This window comes from Sulfolobus islandicus Y.N.15.51 (assembly GCF_000022485.1).
In the GTDB taxonomy this organism is placed as follows: domain Archaea; phylum Thermoproteota; class Thermoprotei_A; order Sulfolobales; family Sulfolobaceae; genus Saccharolobus; species Saccharolobus islandicus.
Window position 1 is genome coordinate 1,593,644 of record NC_012623.1, and the last position, 16,400, is coordinate 1,610,043.

Annotated in this window: 13 protein-coding genes and 2 pseudogenes; 5 read left to right on the top strand and 10 right to left on the bottom strand. The window is 36.3% G+C overall.

The genetic code is table 11. The features are described 5' to 3' along the window. Positions 1 to 208 precede the first annotated feature (208 nt). The gene (locus tag YN1551_RS08870) at positions 209 to 2,917 is read left to right on the top strand and encodes a glycoside hydrolase family 57 protein (RefSeq protein ID WP_012717577.1); all 2,709 of its coding nucleotides are present in this window, start codon (positions 209 to 211) and stop codon (positions 2,915 to 2,917) included. Positions 2,918 to 2,924: 7 nt separating this feature from the next. On the opposite strand, the gene YN1551_RS08875 is transcribed toward YN1551_RS08870, so the two are convergent. Both YN1551_RS08875 and YN1551_RS08880 read right to left on the bottom strand, forming a co-directional pair. Beyond that, a complete protein-coding gene (locus YN1551_RS08875; RefSeq protein ID WP_012717578.1) occupies positions 2,925 to 4,178 on the bottom strand; it encodes an APC family permease in 1,254 nt (417 codons plus the stop codon). Positions 4,179 to 4,214: 36 nt separating this feature from the next. Further along, positions 4,215 to 5,144 (bottom strand): sodium:calcium antiporter, encoded by a 930-nt coding sequence (locus YN1551_RS08880; protein WP_012717579.1) that lies wholly within the window; start codon positions 5,142 to 5,144, stop codon positions 4,215 to 4,217. Positions 5,145 to 5,289: 145 nt separating this feature from the next. Here YN1551_RS08880 and YN1551_RS08885 point away from each other — a divergent pair, with 145 nt between their 5' ends. Next, positions 5,290 to 7,092 carry a hypothetical protein gene (locus tag YN1551_RS08885; protein ID WP_012717580.1) on the top strand — a complete coding sequence of 601 codons (1,803 nt, stop codon included), beginning with the start codon at positions 5,290 to 5,292 and terminating at the stop codon, positions 7,090 to 7,092. Here YN1551_RS08885 and hjc read toward each other — a convergent pair. Next, the gene (hjc, locus tag YN1551_RS08890; RefSeq protein WP_012711084.1) at positions 7,081 to 7,488 is read right to left on the bottom strand and encodes a Holliday junction resolvase Hjc; all 408 of its coding nucleotides are present in this window, start codon (positions 7,486 to 7,488) and stop codon (positions 7,081 to 7,083) included. The two genes, YN1551_RS08885 and hjc, sit on opposite strands and share 12 nt — an antisense overlap. 71 nt (positions 7,489 to 7,559) lie before the next feature. Here hjc and YN1551_RS08895 point away from each other — a divergent pair, with 71 nt between their 5' ends. Continuing rightward, the gene (locus YN1551_RS08895) at positions 7,560 to 8,630 is read left to right on the top strand and encodes an aminotransferase class I/II-fold pyridoxal phosphate-dependent enzyme (RefSeq protein WP_012717581.1); all 1,071 of its coding nucleotides are present in this window, start codon (positions 7,560 to 7,562) and stop codon (positions 8,628 to 8,630) included. 147 nt (positions 8,631 to 8,777) lie between these two features. On the opposite strand, the gene YN1551_RS08900 is transcribed toward YN1551_RS08895, so the two are convergent. Together YN1551_RS08900 and YN1551_RS08905 are read right to left on the bottom strand one after the other, a co-directional pair. Then, positions 8,778 to 9,311, bottom strand: coding sequence for a class I SAM-dependent methyltransferase (locus YN1551_RS08900; protein ID WP_012713524.1), 534 nt, complete (start codon positions 9,309 to 9,311; stop codon positions 8,778 to 8,780). A gap of 80 nt (positions 9,312 to 9,391) precedes the next feature. Continuing rightward, positions 9,392 to 10,768 carry an MFS transporter gene (locus YN1551_RS08905; RefSeq protein WP_012717582.1) on the bottom strand — a complete coding sequence of 459 codons (1,377 nt, stop codon included), beginning with the start codon at positions 10,766 to 10,768 and terminating at the stop codon, positions 9,392 to 9,394. Between the two features lie 196 nt (positions 10,769 to 10,964). On the opposite strand from YN1551_RS08905, the gene YN1551_RS08910 reads away from it, so the two are divergent. Together YN1551_RS08910 and YN1551_RS16580 are read left to right on the top strand one after the other, a co-directional pair. After that, entirely contained in the window at positions 10,965 to 12,104 is a 1,140-nt protein-coding gene (locus YN1551_RS08910; RefSeq protein ID WP_012717583.1) for an MFS transporter, read from the top strand. Positions 12,105 to 12,456: 352 nt separating this feature from the next. Further along, positions 12,457 to 12,591: pseudogene (locus YN1551_RS16580) on the top strand (IS110 family transposase); the annotation flags it as partial. 111 nt (positions 12,592 to 12,702) lie between these two features. Here the strand turns inward: YN1551_RS16580 and YN1551_RS08915 are convergent. The 5 genes and pseudogenes from YN1551_RS08915 to YN1551_RS17475 all read right to left on the bottom strand — a co-directional run bounded on the left by YN1551_RS08915 (position 12,703) and on the right by YN1551_RS17475 (position 16,031). Further along, a complete protein-coding gene (locus YN1551_RS08915) occupies positions 12,703 to 13,062 on the bottom strand; it encodes a nucleotidyltransferase domain-containing protein (protein ID WP_012717585.1) in 360 nt (119 codons plus the stop codon). Then, positions 13,038 to 13,427 (bottom strand): HEPN domain-containing protein, encoded by a 390-nt coding sequence (locus tag YN1551_RS08920; RefSeq protein ID WP_012717586.1) that lies wholly within the window; start codon positions 13,425 to 13,427, stop codon positions 13,038 to 13,040. The genes YN1551_RS08915 and YN1551_RS08920 overlap by 25 nt, the downstream gene beginning before the upstream one ends. A 238-nt stretch (positions 13,428 to 13,665) precedes the next feature. Beyond that, positions 13,666 to 14,713 (bottom strand): annotated as a pseudogene (locus YN1551_RS08925) (IS110 family RNA-guided transposase). A 428-nt stretch (positions 14,714 to 15,141) separates the two neighbouring features. Next, entirely contained in the window at positions 15,142 to 15,426 is a 285-nt protein-coding gene (locus tag YN1551_RS17470) for a hypothetical protein (RefSeq protein WP_238527806.1), read from the bottom strand. Between the two features lie 131 nt (positions 15,427 to 15,557). Continuing rightward, complete coding sequence (locus YN1551_RS17475; RefSeq protein WP_238527807.1) at positions 15,558 to 16,031, bottom strand: hypothetical protein; 474 nt, start codon at positions 16,029 to 16,031, stop codon at positions 15,558 to 15,560. Positions 16,032 to 16,400: the final 369 nt, after the last annotated feature.

The following is a 16,400-nucleotide window of genomic DNA, read 5'->3' on the forward strand; positions in this document are numbered from 1 at the left end:
CTTATTCATTTATTTCTTAACAAGGTATAAAAGTTTAGCTTGGTGAATTTTGCCCTAAATAATTCATGATGATAATTAATCCCAATTATAGGATACAAGCTATTAATATGAGATTTTTTTAGTTATTGATATAGGAGAAATATCTATAATATTTTACGTAGTTGAGTAACTTTGGAATTAAACTAAATGTTCAATAGAAAAGTTTATAATGATAAAAGCCTCATGTTTATCAATGGTTAATCTCCCTAAAAAGTCAAGGACACTTTTACTTCTATTTTTTCTCACAAGTTTAGTCTCAGCGCCCCTCTTCATTTCAACGTCACAGTCGATAAGCGTAAACTTCACTGTTTCGAGCAATGGTATGGTGACTATTTACATTGGAGGCATACCACAAAATAATACTGTCATTTTACATTATGGAATCGAAAGCGGACCACAACAAGCATGGACTAGCATCTCTAACGTAGTAATGAAATGGGATGGGCAAAATTTCAGTGCGACTATAGGGCCATTCGCTAATGGAACTTGGATAGGTTGGGTGTTTTACGACAATACTACTGGACAATGGATAAATTACGATAATCACCCATTCTGGAATTGGAATTTAGAGGTTAATCCTCCAAATGTAGGGCAAACTTACGCTACAGTGCTTCAAAACGGTTCAATATTAATAACGGCTATAGGGAGAGCACCAGATGAGTTCGATATACATTATGGGCTAACTTCTGGACCTCAGACTGGATTACCATGGAGCAATATAACTGATGAATTAATGACTTACAATCCATTATGGGGTAATTACACGATAATCATAGGTCCGTTTAAGCCAGGCCAATGGGTACAATGGGTCTATCACGATCTGACTCTAAATCAATGGTATCACAACGTATCTGGTCAAAACTTCGCAATACAAGACGTTTATTCATTCATTCAATACATCAATGCTTCATATAATAGATATGTTTACATTGAGGGTCAGCCAGCAAATGTTTCAATATACCTACAGAACACTATCTCACAAGCGATTAATTCCTTAATTTCGATTCAGGTAGCGGGAAAAGCATATAATATCTCTTCAACATTAAAACCTGGATATAATCTATTATCCCTTACATTAGATACCTCCCAAATACCACAAGGGATATATTATCCACAATTAAACATTTACGTGAATAATAGTCTTCAGAGGCAGGCAACTCTACCACCATTATATATCCTAAACATTACTGGGAAGAAGCCCTTAAGTTTGGTAATAGTCTGGAATATGCATCAGCCCCTTTATGTAGCTCCAAATGGTAGTTGGGAACAACCTTGGGTATGGCTACACACTGGACAAGACTTTTATTGGGATGGAAGTTTAGTTGGAGCTTACGAATTGCAAGCGTTATTGATAAAACAGTTTAACGTTAGTGTAACGATAGACTTCACGCCTGTTCTATTATATCAATGGGAGACAATATTGCACGAGAAGAATTATAGCTTTACGTCTAATTTTGGAATTAATCCAAATCACGATATAGTTGCCGTAAATTATACCATTAATATCTATAGGCAACTAATTAATGACGGTAAGGTAGATGTCCTCACAGTGCCATTTTATCACCCTTTACAGCCATTGTTACTTCAAGATGGTTATTGGAGTGACGTCTTAACGCAAATCAGAATGGGTGAGAATTTCACTCATGAAGTATTTGGAGTATGGGCTAATGGTACGTGGACTCCAGAAATGGCATTTGATATGGATTTAGTAGGAATTTATAATGAGAGTAACATATCCTATACGATACTAGACCAACAAGGTTTCTTACCTTATACCACATTGGTTACTGGTTCATTAAACCCAGATCAACCCTTCATCGTGGAGAATAACCTAGGTCAAACTATTATTGTACTATTTAGAAACACCACTCTATCTAACGAATTTGGTTTTAAGTTCTTTAGCCAATCTCCTCAGCTTACTGCACAAGAACTCATACAGCAATTGGCTGAAATATATATGAACAATCCGGGTGGAGTTGTCACAGTTGCTTTAGATGGAGAGAATCCTCTCATCTTTAATCCAAACACTGGTCCAGCTGATCTATATGCAATCTATCAAGCTTTATCTGAATATCAAGGGCAATGGCTAATAACTCAAACTGCTAGTGAGGCAATAGCTACTCACAAGCCTTATAGTGTAATAACCAATCTACCTGTGAATTCGTGGGATCTTAATCTAAACTATTGGAATAATGGATATCTTGGTAAGACAGAAATATGGCAAAATGTTTCGCTAGCTAGGGAATATCTAGTAGCTTATACGGTAGCTGTTGGAGCCAACATTTCACCATTAGTCTATCTACCTTTGAACGAGACACCGAACTCAACTAATTTAGTATACACATTATGGAACTACCTATATGTTGCAGAAGGTAGTGATTGGACATGGCAGACGGGTCCTCCAGCATATGGTCCATTATGGTTTAAAGAACAAGCACTACTTTACACTTCTACGATAATTTCAGAGGTTAAACACCAATTTGATCTAATAAGACTGCAAAGTGTAAAGCTAGATGGAAGCAACTTAAAGCTCAGCATATATAATGGAATCAATACTACAGTGCATTTATTACTTGTAATTACTAACGGTAAACAACAAATACAATTACCTATAATATTAAGTCAAGGACAAAACAACTTTAAGATAAAAATATATAACATATCTAGTCAGCTTCAAATAGCGCTGTATTCTCCAATCACTCCCTCACAAGTTGGCTTAACATTGATACCCATTAATAGTTATGGATTTCTAGTAGCTCAATATCAAGTTAATCTAAACAAATCTACAAGCTCCATGGGAACTTACTTGTTGACGTTAATTGGTATACTAGTATTGTCAGCAATAATAGTTATAGTAATGAAGAGAGGTCACATTTAGTTTAAAGTTAATCCTCATCATTTTTTCCATTATTTCCGGCTATTTCAAGTACTTCTGCATAGATAAACCCAGCTATTATCCAAGCGAAGAATATGTAGTTAATTATGGGAGTGTTTTCTTGTATCGAATACACTAATATTATTAAGGATAATATCGTGGAGAAGATTGCAAGGGTTATTTCCATTTTCCTCTTCCTTAGTTTCTTTAACGCTATCCTAAACAGCGAAAGATTGGCTGAAAGTGATATTATTAAATAGCTTAATACCGTAAGTCCTCCTAGTACTAGAAAGGTTGTATATAACCCAGCGAAGTGAGTTAAGAGAAACAAAATAACAGTGTAGATAATGAGCGATACGACCTCAGCGTTATATGGTCTATTATACTTAAGCGATGAAATAATTGATGGCATAAAGTTCTTTAATGACATTGCATAAACGATCCTAGACATTGCTATAATATAAGCTATTCCACCTAAGATCCCACCATTTAAAGCTGAGAAGATCAAATAGGGAAATATAAATCCAGTCTTATCTAAAAGAATTTCTATCAAATCCGTCCCATATAGCGCACTAGCGTAAAAAAGTAAAGCTGATAGTAATCCACCTAAAAGTATCACGATAACAGTAATTATTCCCACAATTTTCTTCGCATTCTTTATATCTTCACTCATCGGATTCAAATTCCCATAACCTATGGGCATTCCTATGGCGTAAAGTATAACTAGAAAGGGATTAGCCGGAATTGTTAGGTTAAAACTTGGTTTTGTCTCTAACAAGAGCACAACTGAGCTGATAATTATTGCGACGATTTCAGCAATACTTATGAACTCGGCGTATTTAACGGAAACGTCTAAACCCCTTATAACTAGAAATGCTGAAAATAATAGGACTAAAAATGCGATTAAGTCAGCATTTATCTTTAAATAACTTGTTATAATGTAAATTGAACCAGCTAATAATGTACCACCGTAAGTAAACGCGTAAAGTAAAAATAACCATCCAGTTACTAATCCGAGCCTTTCGGTAAGCGAATAGAAGGCATAAGTAAAGTATCCTCCATGCTGGGAATACCTTAACGACAGTCTATATATTACTATACCATTTAATAACACTAGGATTGTCCCGATAATTGTGGCAATAGTTAAGAATGATCCACCAAGTTGTAAACCTATTGTGCCAAATGTAATCATGGACGTAAAGGGTGCTTGGCCTCCAAATGATAGTGAAAACGCTTCAAAAACTGAAAGTTTTTTCCTACTCACACACTGAGTTTAATGCTAAACCTTTAAAAATTCGCTCTACAGATAGAAGGATAATATTACCATTACTATATAAACTCCAATCAAAATTGTAGACTCAATCGTCCTAAGCCTCTTATCGAACAGTACGTATATTGCTATTATGTTCGCAACTAAAGCTGAAATATATTCTGGCAAGGCTACCTGTAATTTGTAATCCGTAAACAGACCTATAATTCCTAACAATACAGTAGCGTTCTCAATCTTACTTCCCACAAAACTTAGAATTGAAAGGGATCCTCCATCTTTGGACATTTGAATTAACCTAAATGCTGAAATCTTTTCTTCGAGCTCTCCCGCTATTGGCGCTATTAATAGCGAAAGCCATATTGCAGGAACGTTAAACATCGTTGCGATCTCATTTATGTAATCTACAAAGTAATGAGAGAAAACCACTAGTAGAATCCCTCCAGCGATTATAAATATAATGGGCTTTACCAAATTACCCTCTTTTCTACTCCCTCTCTCTCCCCTGAATTTAATTACTCTGTACACAACGTAAATTATGTAGATTAAGATAAGTAGAAGCCCAGAAATGATATCTAATTTACCGTAAATCAAAACCAGCAGCATTGCAACACTACTTATTATTAGAAATACATTTTCAACACTATATTCACTAGAAATTTGAAGAGTACTCCTCCATTTTAATGCATAAAGCAGTCCAACCAATCCAATACCTAGCGTAAATAACAATACATTACCCCCAATGGCCGAACCCAATGCCACATCAAAACTCCCTTCTAAAGACGCTACGATAACGAAAATGGTCTCTGGTAATGCTGTGAGGAATCCGAGTATTATACCACCAGTTATACCTTGACCTAAGAAATCCTCTAATTCATCAGCGCCCTTAGCTAAAAGCTCTGCAGATACGAAGATAGCTATAAAAATTACAAAGAATTCCAACCAAAATAATAACATTTTCATTAACTAATAGAGTAATTACCTTATAAGCTTAATTGAAAGTAACTTAAAATGCCCATTTTATGTTATCTGAAACACTTTAAGTTGATTAACGTAGATATTGCTAAAAGCTTTTTTAAGGACTCCTCTGTGGATAATACTAAGTGATATGGAAATGAAGGCAAAGCACATACTTTCCCTAATAGGATTAATCCCATTAGTTGCTTTAATAACAGGCGCAGTCTATTCCTCGGGTGGCATAACTTTTTACAGTCCAAGCTACAACGGTGAGACATATTATGTTGGGCAATCAATAACAATTGATGCCATAGTCCCTCAACAGTTCGCAACAGATGGCGCAACCATAAACTTCTTCTTCCCCAATTCCTCATTGGCAGTAACAATACCCGTTCAAATTAATGGAAGTGGCGGAATTTACGTGCGCAATGCCTATACTTTCCCTAATGTTCAAGGAACTTGGCAAATTGCAATAGAAGTAGCTGGAGGTGTAGCAGTAGGTTCAATTAACGTTAACGTTATTCAAAGAACTCCATTAGTTACAGTACACTTAGGTTACAGTGTTATTGGTCAACCAATACCACAAACACCAAATATAACCTTAACTTTCCCCAATGGCTCAACAACTACAGTTCCTCTCCAAGGTACAATTAATGTTCCTTCGGGTACATTATATCAAGTTGAGTCAGCAATTACTGAAGGCAATATTAGATGGGCAACTAATTACGTAAGCACTGGAACCATAACTCCCACGACAACATCCATAACGCCTACCTATTATCAACAGTACCTAGTTACCTTTAACTACACAGTCCAAGGCGGTAATGGCTACACTCCACCTACAGTTTACTATCACAGCCTTGGAACAAACGAGACCGCAGAAGCACCAGCAACAGTTTGGGTGGATGTCAATTCGGCCTATACTTATTCACCACAACTACAATCCAGTGTTCAAGGAGAAAGGTGGATAACAACGAACTACACTGGGATCGTTAAAGCTCCTGGCGAAATTAATGCATATTATATTAACCAATATTTAGTTACCCTACAGTCACAAGTCTCAGTTTATGCAATAGTAAATGGTGTAAACGAGACCTTAAATTCCACTAACTGGTTCACTCAAGGCACTACAATCAAATTAGAAAACATAACTCACTATGTAAGCAGTACAGAGAGATACATGATAGCTAATTTCTCGCCCTCAGCATTGATAACAGTAAATCAACCAACTACAATAACAGTAAATACCATTATCCAATACCTCATTAACGTCAACTCTCCAGTCCAACTAGGAGCGTTTATAAATGGTGAAAATGAAAGCCTCACATCTGGTTGGTACAATCAAGGCACTACAATCAAGATAGAGAACCTTACATACTATACGGGAAGTGGTGAAAGGCTAATCATAGGTAAAGTTCTTCCAGCTCCTCAACTAACTGTAAATGCCTCTTATACAATAACCGCAACAACAATAACCCAATACTTCGTTAACGTTTCCTCCCCAATACCAGTACAAGTGCTAATTAACGGTTCCAAGGCAACACTCAATTCCTCATGGATAAATTCTGGCACAACAATACAAGTGCTAAACTATACTTACAACGTTAGTCCACAAGAAAGGATTATAATAGTTGGTATATCACCCTCACAATCATTTACAGTGAAATCTCCCGTTAACCTAAAGCTCCTTACAACTACGCAATACCTAGTAACAATTAACGGTGTATCTAAATTCTACAATTCGGGATCAAAGATAATCCTCAATGCAAGTGTGCCATTCTATGAAACTGCATTGTTTAAAGGTACATATAACGTGTCTCCAAGTAGTGCAATTACAGTGAACCAACCAATAACTGAAACGTTAGTAGTATCACCAAACTACCTAATTCTAGGAGTAATAGCAGCTGTTATAATAATAGTAATAGCAGTAGTTGTAATCCTCTTAAGGCGTTAATATTTTTTCCTCAACACTCTTTTCCAATATTTTGAAAAGGTCTTCTATAGAAATCGTATTGTCAATAGTCACTACTATATCCTCAGCCTTTTTCGGAATAAGAACCCTCCACTCATGAATTTGTTTAAACTTCACAGCTATTATTGGTATACCACTCATGGTAAACATTGACAAGAACTCGAACAACTTCCTAACTTGATTTTCCTTAACCTTTACCTTATTTTCCCAAGTACTCTTACACTCAATTGATAACAAAGTATTCTCTTTAGTTGCGAAAATGTCCGGCAATGGATTTGGAGAAGAATTGGAAGTGGGAATCCTAACAGCGTTAAATCCCTCCCCTCTCAAAATTGACACCAATTCCCTCTCAGCGTTCTTACCAATATCCCTATTCATCAGATTTACATAAAGTTCATAGAGTTAAAAAGCATGGAACCTTTTAATACGCAAAACAACACAATATCACAATGTACCCCGAATTTTGCCTAGAGAGATGGCAATCCTTAAGGGATTGGAGAGCTAAATACGTCCTTTCAGAGAGCGGAGTAGAATCATTAGATCTAAGTGAGATTAAAATACCTAATGTTAAGCTAGAATATGGTCATACCAAGGGATTAATAAAACTAAGACAGCTAGTATCATCTCTCTATCCCGGGAAGAAAGAGGATGACGTTATAATAACAGCTGGAGGTGCGGAAGCCAACCACCTAACTATCCTTTCTACCATAAAATCTGGTGACGAAGTAATTGTGGAAATGCCAAACTACATGCAAATCCCCGGATTATTAAGGGGAATAAACGCAAAGGTAAAGTACATTTGGCTTAAGGATGATTTTAAGTTAGACCTAAACGAGCTCAACGAAATAGTCAGTAAAAACAGTAAGGCAATAGTCATAACAAACCCTAATAACCCTACTGGTATGGCACTTTCAGAAAGTGAAATTAAGGGAATAATTGAGATAGCTGAGGATAATCACGTTACCGTAATAGCTGATGAAGTTTATAGGGGTCTAGAGCATGACGGCAAAATGAGACCTAGCTTTGTCGACCTATACGATAATGCCATAAGTACTAACAGCATGTCGAAAGTTTACGGACTACCGGGAATAAGAATAGGATGGGTTGTGGCAAGTAAGGAATTAGTTGATAGGATGTGGAGCATCAGAGATTACACGTCAATTTCCCCTTCAGTTATAGGACAAGAGATTACCTATAACGTACTCTTAGAGAGGGAGAAATTCATGGATAGGGCAAGGAGAATTGCGTTAAATAATATGAGATTAATGGAAAGGTTAATTGGTGACCTTGACGTAAAGTGGGTTAAGCCTAATGCCACAGTACTAGCATATCTCAAATTGAACGTTAAGAACACTTACGATTTCAGTGAGAAGTTATTTGAGAAGTATAGCGTGTTGGTGAATCCTGGAGAGTGCTTCGAGATGCCCGGTTATGTCAGAATAGGTTTGGGAAGCACAAACACAGAGTTTTTAAGTGAAGCATTATCATTATTCATAAGCTATTTAAGGGAATATAAATAAAAAGGAGTGGTTTTTAATTATTGTTAAGTAATACGTCAATTGATAATACTCGAGAGACTCTCTTAATATGGTATAGCCCAAAGTCCCTAAGAAGCCCTAGTATTTTTATTTCTACAAACCTAGTATACTAGTAAGTGTACTAGTATATCAACTAGTCTTTCTCTTAAGTACTAATCCAAAGTGATAGGGTGTTGGTGTGAATCTCTTCTCCACTGTAAAATCGCTAAACCATTTCATGTAATCTTTCTCATCCATTCTAACACTTAATGGTGGACCGAAACCAGTGTTCTCTTTCCTCCAGTCTATAATGATAACCCTACCATCACTCTTTAGGATTCTCTTAACCTCACTTACAACGTATTGCTTATCGTCCATATCGTGGAATGAATTGGCGAAGAAAACGAAGTCAACTGTACTATCTGGAATCTCCTTAGGGCTCGTAAGGGTTATCGCACTATTGAACTTCTTTTTAACCTCCTCAAGCGCAATAACGTTTATGTCTATGCAGTATAGTTTTGTAGCGTATTCAAGTAAGTATCTAGCGTAGAACCCATTTCCACAGCCGTAATCTACTATAACACCTTTCTTTCCCTCAAATACCTCTGGTAAATATTCTTCTGGTCTCTCGAAGGTTCGTCTAAAGTCTTCAGGAGGGTAATAATATCCATGATGGTGGTGCATATTTATTATACCTAATTTTAATTATAAAAGTCTAATCGTAACGTAAGGACCAAAAAACCATTAGGGTAAAAAAGTTTAACTTAAGCTTTTACGAACTCTATCTCTCTTGAAGCTTCTTCTAGAGATTTGCTTTTAGTCTCTGGGATGAATAGGAATGTTAATAATGCAGCTATTCCAGAAGCGATCGCAACGAATATTACTGCAAAGGATAGTCCATACTGAACGTAAAGTGAGGGGAATACGAAGGAAGCAAAGGTTGCTCCTAATCTACCTCCAACTACTGTAATTCCTTGCGCTATACTTCTTATCTTAGTAGGAGCTAACTCAACTCCTAGTACTCCAGATGCAGATACTGAACCTGGCCCAGATTGTGACGAAAATAGTTCAAGTCCATAAAAGATGATGGCAATTAAGGGGATATAGTTTGGTGATTGTATATAAAATGCGAAGGAAGTTAAGGCTAAAGTCATTCCTATGAAGCCAATTATTTGTAATGGTTTTCTACCAACCCTATCTATAAGTAAAAGTGCTACTAGCCCACCGGGAATGATGAAAAATGCCTCGTTTACTAGTTGATAAGTAGCGGGATCTAAACCCAACTTACTCGCTATTAAGCTTGGACCAAATAAGATTCCAGCGTATGCTGGAATATCGTATAAGAACCATAGTATAGCAGCAATTAATATTGGCCTCCAATTTGTTTTGAAGTAATCTAACGCTTTAACGTTATCCTTAACGTTTGTCATAATGCTAACTTCAGTTTTAGTTACTTCTTTAATCACCTTCTTAACACCATCTATATCACCCTTTATCCTTCCTAAATACCTAGTAGTTTCTGGTATCTTTCTCCTCAAGTATATTACTGCTGCAGCCGGGATAGCTCCAGTAGTTAGTATAATTCTCCATATAAGATCTAAAGGTATTCCAATTGCTTGTAGAATAAGATATAATCCAGCAGCCGTGGATGCACCTAAACCCCAGAACAGCCCAAAACCTAAGGCTAACTTCTTACCTCTATCTTTAGCATTACTATGTTCAGCCATTATTAATGGGGAGAGAACGTAATCTGCACCAATTCCTAACCCTAAAATTAATCTCACTAATACTAATTGCATAGGATTTTGTACGAATGCTTGTAATAAGGCACCAATTGTCATTAGCGCTACGTCAACCCCGTAAAATGTCTTCCTACCCAAGTTTGCTAGGAAGCCAAAAATTATTGCACCTATTGCAGAACCAATCAGCGCTGCACCAGTTAATAGAGATGAAACTATTGCGAAATCTGGACTACTTTTAGTTATTCCAAAGGACGCTAGTACTGCGCCTAATACTATACCAATTGATGACAAGTCATATCCATCGGTGAAGACTCCCATGCCCGTCGTTATCATTGACTTTGCGTGGAACCAACTGAACTTTGCCTCATCTAACGGTTTAAATACATGCCTTATGTCCATGTGTGAAAGTTGTCATGAAGGGTATTAAGAATGTCGTATAGAATTTATAAATTGATGAGTTTTCTATGTAGTCTATATAGTTACATCACTCTTCCGTCTCTTTATCTCGATAACTGACTTTTTAAAGAGTAAAATTATGTAAACTATATAGAAACATAGAGTAAGACTTTTTTACTTAGTTCTATTATTTGGGTTGATGGAAACGAGGATTTTACCGTATTGGTTTCTCATCTTCACCATAGGCTTTGGATGGTTTTCATTAGCACCCCTAGTACCGGTCTTGGAAAACTACTTTGGTGTTCCCTTAAGTTCAATCCTTTTTATCATATCTGCTTATGGATACAGCATGTCAATTCTGGGTTTATTGGCGGGTTTCTTATCAGCTAAATTCACTACCAGAAGCGTTTTATTGATTTCATCTATCCTATCGTTTATAGGACTTTTAGGTAGGGCGTTATCTAATGACTTTTCTACCTTCTTCCTCTTTGCCATAATAGCATCACTAGCTTATCCCTTAGCAATTGCACCAGTTGGAAGTATTGCCAAGTCAATGTTCAAGGGAAGGGCTAACACTGTTGTCGGGATAAGTGTAGGTACTCTGTTTATTGGAATGGCACTAGGCTCGTTTTCCAGTCCATCAATACTTTCCTTTATAGGCTTAAGGGGAACTTTAATGCTTACGGTAATTTTAGCTTTAATCGCAATGGTTTTAATTATCCCATTTTTGAGGAGATATCCTAGTCATTATGAAAGATCTCTTAAAGGCAGTTTCAATCCGGGAATGATTAAGAACTGGTATGTTGGATTAGCTATTGCGTCTATTTCAGTAATGTTTGGTAGTATTGCCTCAGTAGTTTTGCAAATTCACGGTATAGTTACTTTGCTAGCAGTCATTATGGGAGGTTTCTTAACTGGTCTTAGTTTTCTAGGTTCTGGGCTCGGTGCTATAATATTGCCATCTTTGTTAGAAAGTAGGTTAAGGTTAGGTTTAATATTGACCGGGTTATTAACGTTTTTCTCAGCAATTATAGCTGTAATATCCATTTCCTTTACTGTTAATTTTCCATTAATAGCGTTAGGTTACTTCCTATTTGGTTTCTTTGGGAATGCCTATTGGTCAATGGCTATGGCTTCGACAACTCTATACGTTAATGACCCAGCAAAGGCTGGTTTCGCTACTTCCATGTATAGTGTGATAACAAATGTTGGAGTCTCAATAATTCCAGTGACAGTTGGAGTCTTATTTAACGATAATTCGACTATTGCTGAGGGAGTAATAATAGTGGTTATAATCGAGCTCATAGCTGCTTTGTTATCGTTTTTCCTGAAAACCTAGAGGAAAAATATATCTGCCTTTTCGAAAACATAGAGTTTTAATGGGTAAGAGGGCGAAAGCTCCTTTTTATGACGGTAAGCCCCAAAATATTTTTATAAAAATACTTCTAACTATCTAATATTAAATTTGTAGGAAATAATAAGAATTCAACAAATTAGAAAAATTAAAGTGAGAAAGCCGTATTACCACATGTGAGTCCAACAGTGATAACTTCAAGTTTTCCTCACCAAATAAGATAAGGTTTTTATTATTATTAACAAATACTCAACCCGTGAAAGAGCCTTATAAGAGTTTATTGGGAAAGCTCGGTGAACTCAACCAACCCTCACGGAAGGGACTTTCATCCCCTTAACCTACTTTGCTGAAGTTTTATGAAGCACACAAGGTTAAGCTTCACAGTAGGAAATTGCACACTGCTTTGGCTAGAAAGTTGGCAAGGGTTGTTTGGAGTGTTTGGTATAATAATAAGCCTTATGAGCCTAAATAAGTAAGCCCTCCCCGAATCGCCACGTGGGTTGAAAGGACCCACGAGGCAATGTTAGCTAATACTATGCTTGAAGTTTGACCGAAAGGTTTATTACTGAACGCCCCCGTTAAGTTAAAAAGATAGTCCGATCTCTTTTGCTAAGTCCTTTAGCCTCTTAGCTTCTTTTTTCATTTGTTTAACGAAAAGAGATGCAGAGTCATTCCATTCCTCGGGAGTAAAAGCAAAGAATTCTACGCGTGCTTTCAGGTACTTTCCGAGTTTTTCAAGTCTATCAATATACCTTAAGCCTTTAAAGTCTCGCGATATTATGACTAAATCTATGTCACTTGTCTCTAAGTAATCTCCTCTGGCCCTAGAACCCACTACGTATATATCTTCAATTTTAATTTCATTAGTTATATCATTAATAAATTCTATTGCAACTTTTACCAATTCAACTTGACTTTTTAATGCAGATTTCGCTTTACCCATTCTATCACCTTTTCCGCTTTTTTTACTAACTCCTCAGCATCTTCCTTACTATATAACGAATATGGTATAGTATTTGCAGCATCAGGATATCTAGAGATAGTATAATGTAAAGTAAGTTTGATTATTTCACTTCTTATCTCCTCTACGGATAATCCTATCTCTTCCTTTATTATCTCTAACAACTCATTTAAGTCATGAGTCCTCTCGATCTTTCCTCCCGCTATTAAGAGTGCTTTTAGAGCTTTCTCAGCAGCTTGTTCGGCCCAAAAGGCTGAAGCATAATAATGACCAGTTGTAATAGTATCTTTAGCAGTTGCTAAATCTTCTAAGGCTTGTCTCAACCATTTTTCTGCTTCTTCTCTCATCAGTTTAGATTAGCATCTAGGCCTTTTAATCATAACTATCCTAAAAAGGAGTGTAAAGGGAGATGGAATCTCATGTGAAAATTGCGACCTTTTTGTGTATAACGATTTAAATGAAATGTCCTTACAAAAATTGGAGGCGTTCAGTAATAAACCTTTCGGTCAAACTTCAAGCATAGTGTCAACTAACATTGCCACGTGGGTCCTTTCAACCCACGTGGAGATTCGGGGGAGGGCTTACTTATTTAGGCTCATAAGGCCTATTATTATACCAAACACTCCAAACAACCCTTGCCAACTTCCTAGCCAAAGCAACATACAACTTCCTACCTTTCAACCTATCCTTATGAGACTCGTAAAACTTCAGCAAGGTTGGATTCCTAGAATAATTCCTCACTGCCAAAAAGTAGAACAAGCTACGCAAGTACTTATTACCCCTCTTGGAAATCCCCCTACTTATTACAGCTCTTCCACTCCTCTCAACTACGGGATCTAAACCACAATAAGCCACAAAGGACTCTGGTTTAGGAAAACGCTTAACATCACCAACAATACCAATAATAATACCAGCTGCAAGCCTCCCAATTCCCGGGATTGTTAATAAAACGTGATTATCCGGTACTTGTTCCTCGATCATCCTCCTAACTTCTTTCAATTTCTCTTGAATCTCAAGAAGGTTTTTAGCCAAGATTTTGATCTCCTCAAGCACTATTGGCGTATATTCAAGTTGGTAGAGCTCTTCTCGTGTAAAATCTCCTTTTGCAAGTCTTTCCAACCTATCCTTGTTTACCTTATCGTTATCACTTACTAGGAATAGTGCCCTCTTAAGCCTATTCTTGTACTTTACCTCTATGTCCTTTAGGAAGAGGTAGAGTGTTGTCATTTCCTTTAAGGGGTTGTAATCGTACTCCTTAGCCTTATCAACCATGTTTTCTAATTTTTCTGCATCGTAAAAATCTGTTTTCTTTTCCCTAAACTCCTTTTCCCTTGCGTTTGGACTAACTTTTATCCCTTTCTCCTTGAAGTATTGTGAAGGCCTTATTGCGTATACTCCAGTAGGCTCTAGGACTATTGTGCAAGGTTTCATTTTAAGTATCTCTTCATAACCCTCCTTTTTGTTCTCGTATTTTCTCACCCTCCCCCTAATGATCTTTTGATACATCTATTCCTATTACCCCTACCTCTTTATCACACCTATATGCGTGAATTTTGTCACAATGTTCAGTCCGATGGTAGGGGTTTGTCACGCCCTCTTCCGAAGACTTTACTTCAATTTCTAAGTCGACCATGTTTCCCCAGCCGAGGAGAGTATTATTCTCCTCGGCTAATAGAACCTATATAGGCAACTAAGGCAGTAAATAGGAGCATTCGCACCATGATGTACTCTATAGCCCTAGTCTTATGGGAGAGAAGGTTAATCCCAGATAGCATTTATTGGAAAATCCTTGCATTATAATATTCTTATAAAGGGCTCCATTAATATTTATATTTAATTTTATGATATATTATAAAAACTAATGTGTATATAATGAAACTTCAAAATTTATCTCCACATAATTTTGAAAATTATTTAACTCTAGAATTTTCCCTAAAGTGCTACCCAGAATTTGTAGCTTAATGACGGCATTATCGACACACTCAAGTAGGGGGAGAGAAATATGAGATAAGAGTTAAGGATGTTTTGTCATTATCTTAGATAGCCCTATAAAGGAACATATTAAGGATATATCTTATCGATCAGCCTACTGCAGGGTGAAGATATCATAACAGCAATAACGTCAATGTTACATCTTACTAGCCTTCCGTTTTGGAATTCGCACCATTGTAAATTATTATTAGGATCGAAAAATACTAATCTAGTTAACTTAGCCGGACAGTCTATAATTATTGAATAATCGTGACCTGAGTACTTTACTCCCCCATGATCCAAAAGTATGCTAAAACCTAGTATTACATACCGCATTCTTAGATTAGGCGTAAATCTAGAAACCTTTACGCCCATCTCTACTAATTGACTTATATGATACCTTCCATTTAACGGAGTTTTAGGCGTAGATACCTTTGGTAATTTGTTAATTAAATTTAAAACAATGCTATCACTTAAATAAGGATTACCTATTGGGATGCTTTGACTTAAAATTTTACTATTTTTTCTATCATATATCTCAATTTCTGCAGAATTCTCGTACCATATACTACTCCGTAATAATAGGGGAGTAAGCTATCTCTATATTTCTGAACTTGAAAAATAGCTGTCTTATCATAGTATGATTTAAATTCAAGAACTAAAAAAGGATATTCGCAATCTAGTAATTGTTCATTTTCGCAACTCGTAGTGTATATCGCGAGATCTGGTTTGACTATACCTAACCCCTGAAGATCTATCGAACCACATTCTGAAATTGCACAAAAACCGTTTTTATTTAAAATTCTTACGAATTCTGCTCTTAAAAACCTCTCATAAGTTGGTGAGGCAAATATCTTATTTATAACAGTGCTTCTAGGAATAGTAAAATTAAGAGTTACTGAGAGCTCGTGGAAGAAAACTTGAGAAGAAGTAATTAAATAGGTCAGCATAAGATTGAAAGTCGTTGCTAAATACTTCATTATTACCGTGGTATATTATAAGATAAATATACTTAGTCAAATCAACACATATGGTATAATAAGGATTTATAATGCTAGAATATTTAAATGCTTGTTTACATATTCCATAATGAGAAATCCCTCCCCGTTTTAGCTCATTTTTAAATTCGAATAAAAAGAGAGGACTGCAATACCCATTATTACATATATAAGTAACTAAGTCAGATCTTTGATTTTGATTCCCTACTAGCATTTCTGGAATGTTTACATTATCTATGTTCTTCGCTCTAAAGTATTCTACTAGTGCTGCATACCATTGATCCCTTATTTCTCCCTCACCTATAAAATGTAAATATCTAACCATAAAAATTTTTAAGAACTTTTTTCCTA

Bases quoted from the DNA above. Each gene is read 5' to 3' on its own strand.
- YN1551_RS08870 (WP_012717577.1), top strand. From the start codon at position 209: ATGATAAAAGCCTCATGTTTATCAATGGTTAATCTCCCTAAAAAGTCA.
- YN1551_RS08880 (WP_012717579.1), bottom strand. From the start codon at position 5,144: ATGAAAATGTTATTATTTTGGTTGGAATTCTTTGTAATTTTTATAGCT.
- YN1551_RS08885 (WP_012717580.1), top strand. From the start codon at position 5,290: ATGGAAATGAAGGCAAAGCACATACTTTCCCTAATAGGATTAATCCCA.
- hjc (WP_012711084.1), bottom strand. From the start codon at position 7,488: ATGAATAGGGATATTGGTAAGAACGCTGAGAGGGAATTGGTGTCAATT.
- YN1551_RS08895 (WP_012717581.1), top strand. From the start codon at position 7,560: ATGTACCCCGAATTTTGCCTAGAGAGATGGCAATCCTTAAGGGATTGG.
- YN1551_RS08900 (WP_012713524.1), bottom strand. From the start codon at position 9,311: ATGCACCACCATCATGGATATTATTACCCTCCTGAAGACTTTAGACGA.
- YN1551_RS08905 (WP_012717582.1), bottom strand. From the start codon at position 10,768: ATGGACATAAGGCATGTATTTAAACCGTTAGATGAGGCAAAGTTCAGT.
- YN1551_RS08910 (WP_012717583.1), top strand. From the start codon at position 10,965: ATGGAAACGAGGATTTTACCGTATTGGTTTCTCATCTTCACCATAGGC.
- YN1551_RS08915 (WP_012717585.1), bottom strand. From the start codon at position 13,062: ATGGGTAAAGCGAAATCTGCATTAAAAAGTCAAGTTGAATTGGTAAAA.
- YN1551_RS08920 (WP_012717586.1), bottom strand. From the start codon at position 13,427: ATGAGAGAAGAAGCAGAAAAATGGTTGAGACAAGCCTTAGAAGATTTA.
- YN1551_RS17470 (WP_238527806.1), bottom strand. From the start codon at position 15,426: ATGGGCGTAAAGGTTTCTAGATTTACGCCTAATCTAAGAATGCGGTAT.
- YN1551_RS17475 (WP_238527807.1), bottom strand. From the start codon at position 16,031: ATGAAGTATTTAGCAACGACTTTCAATCTTATGCTGACCTATTTAATT.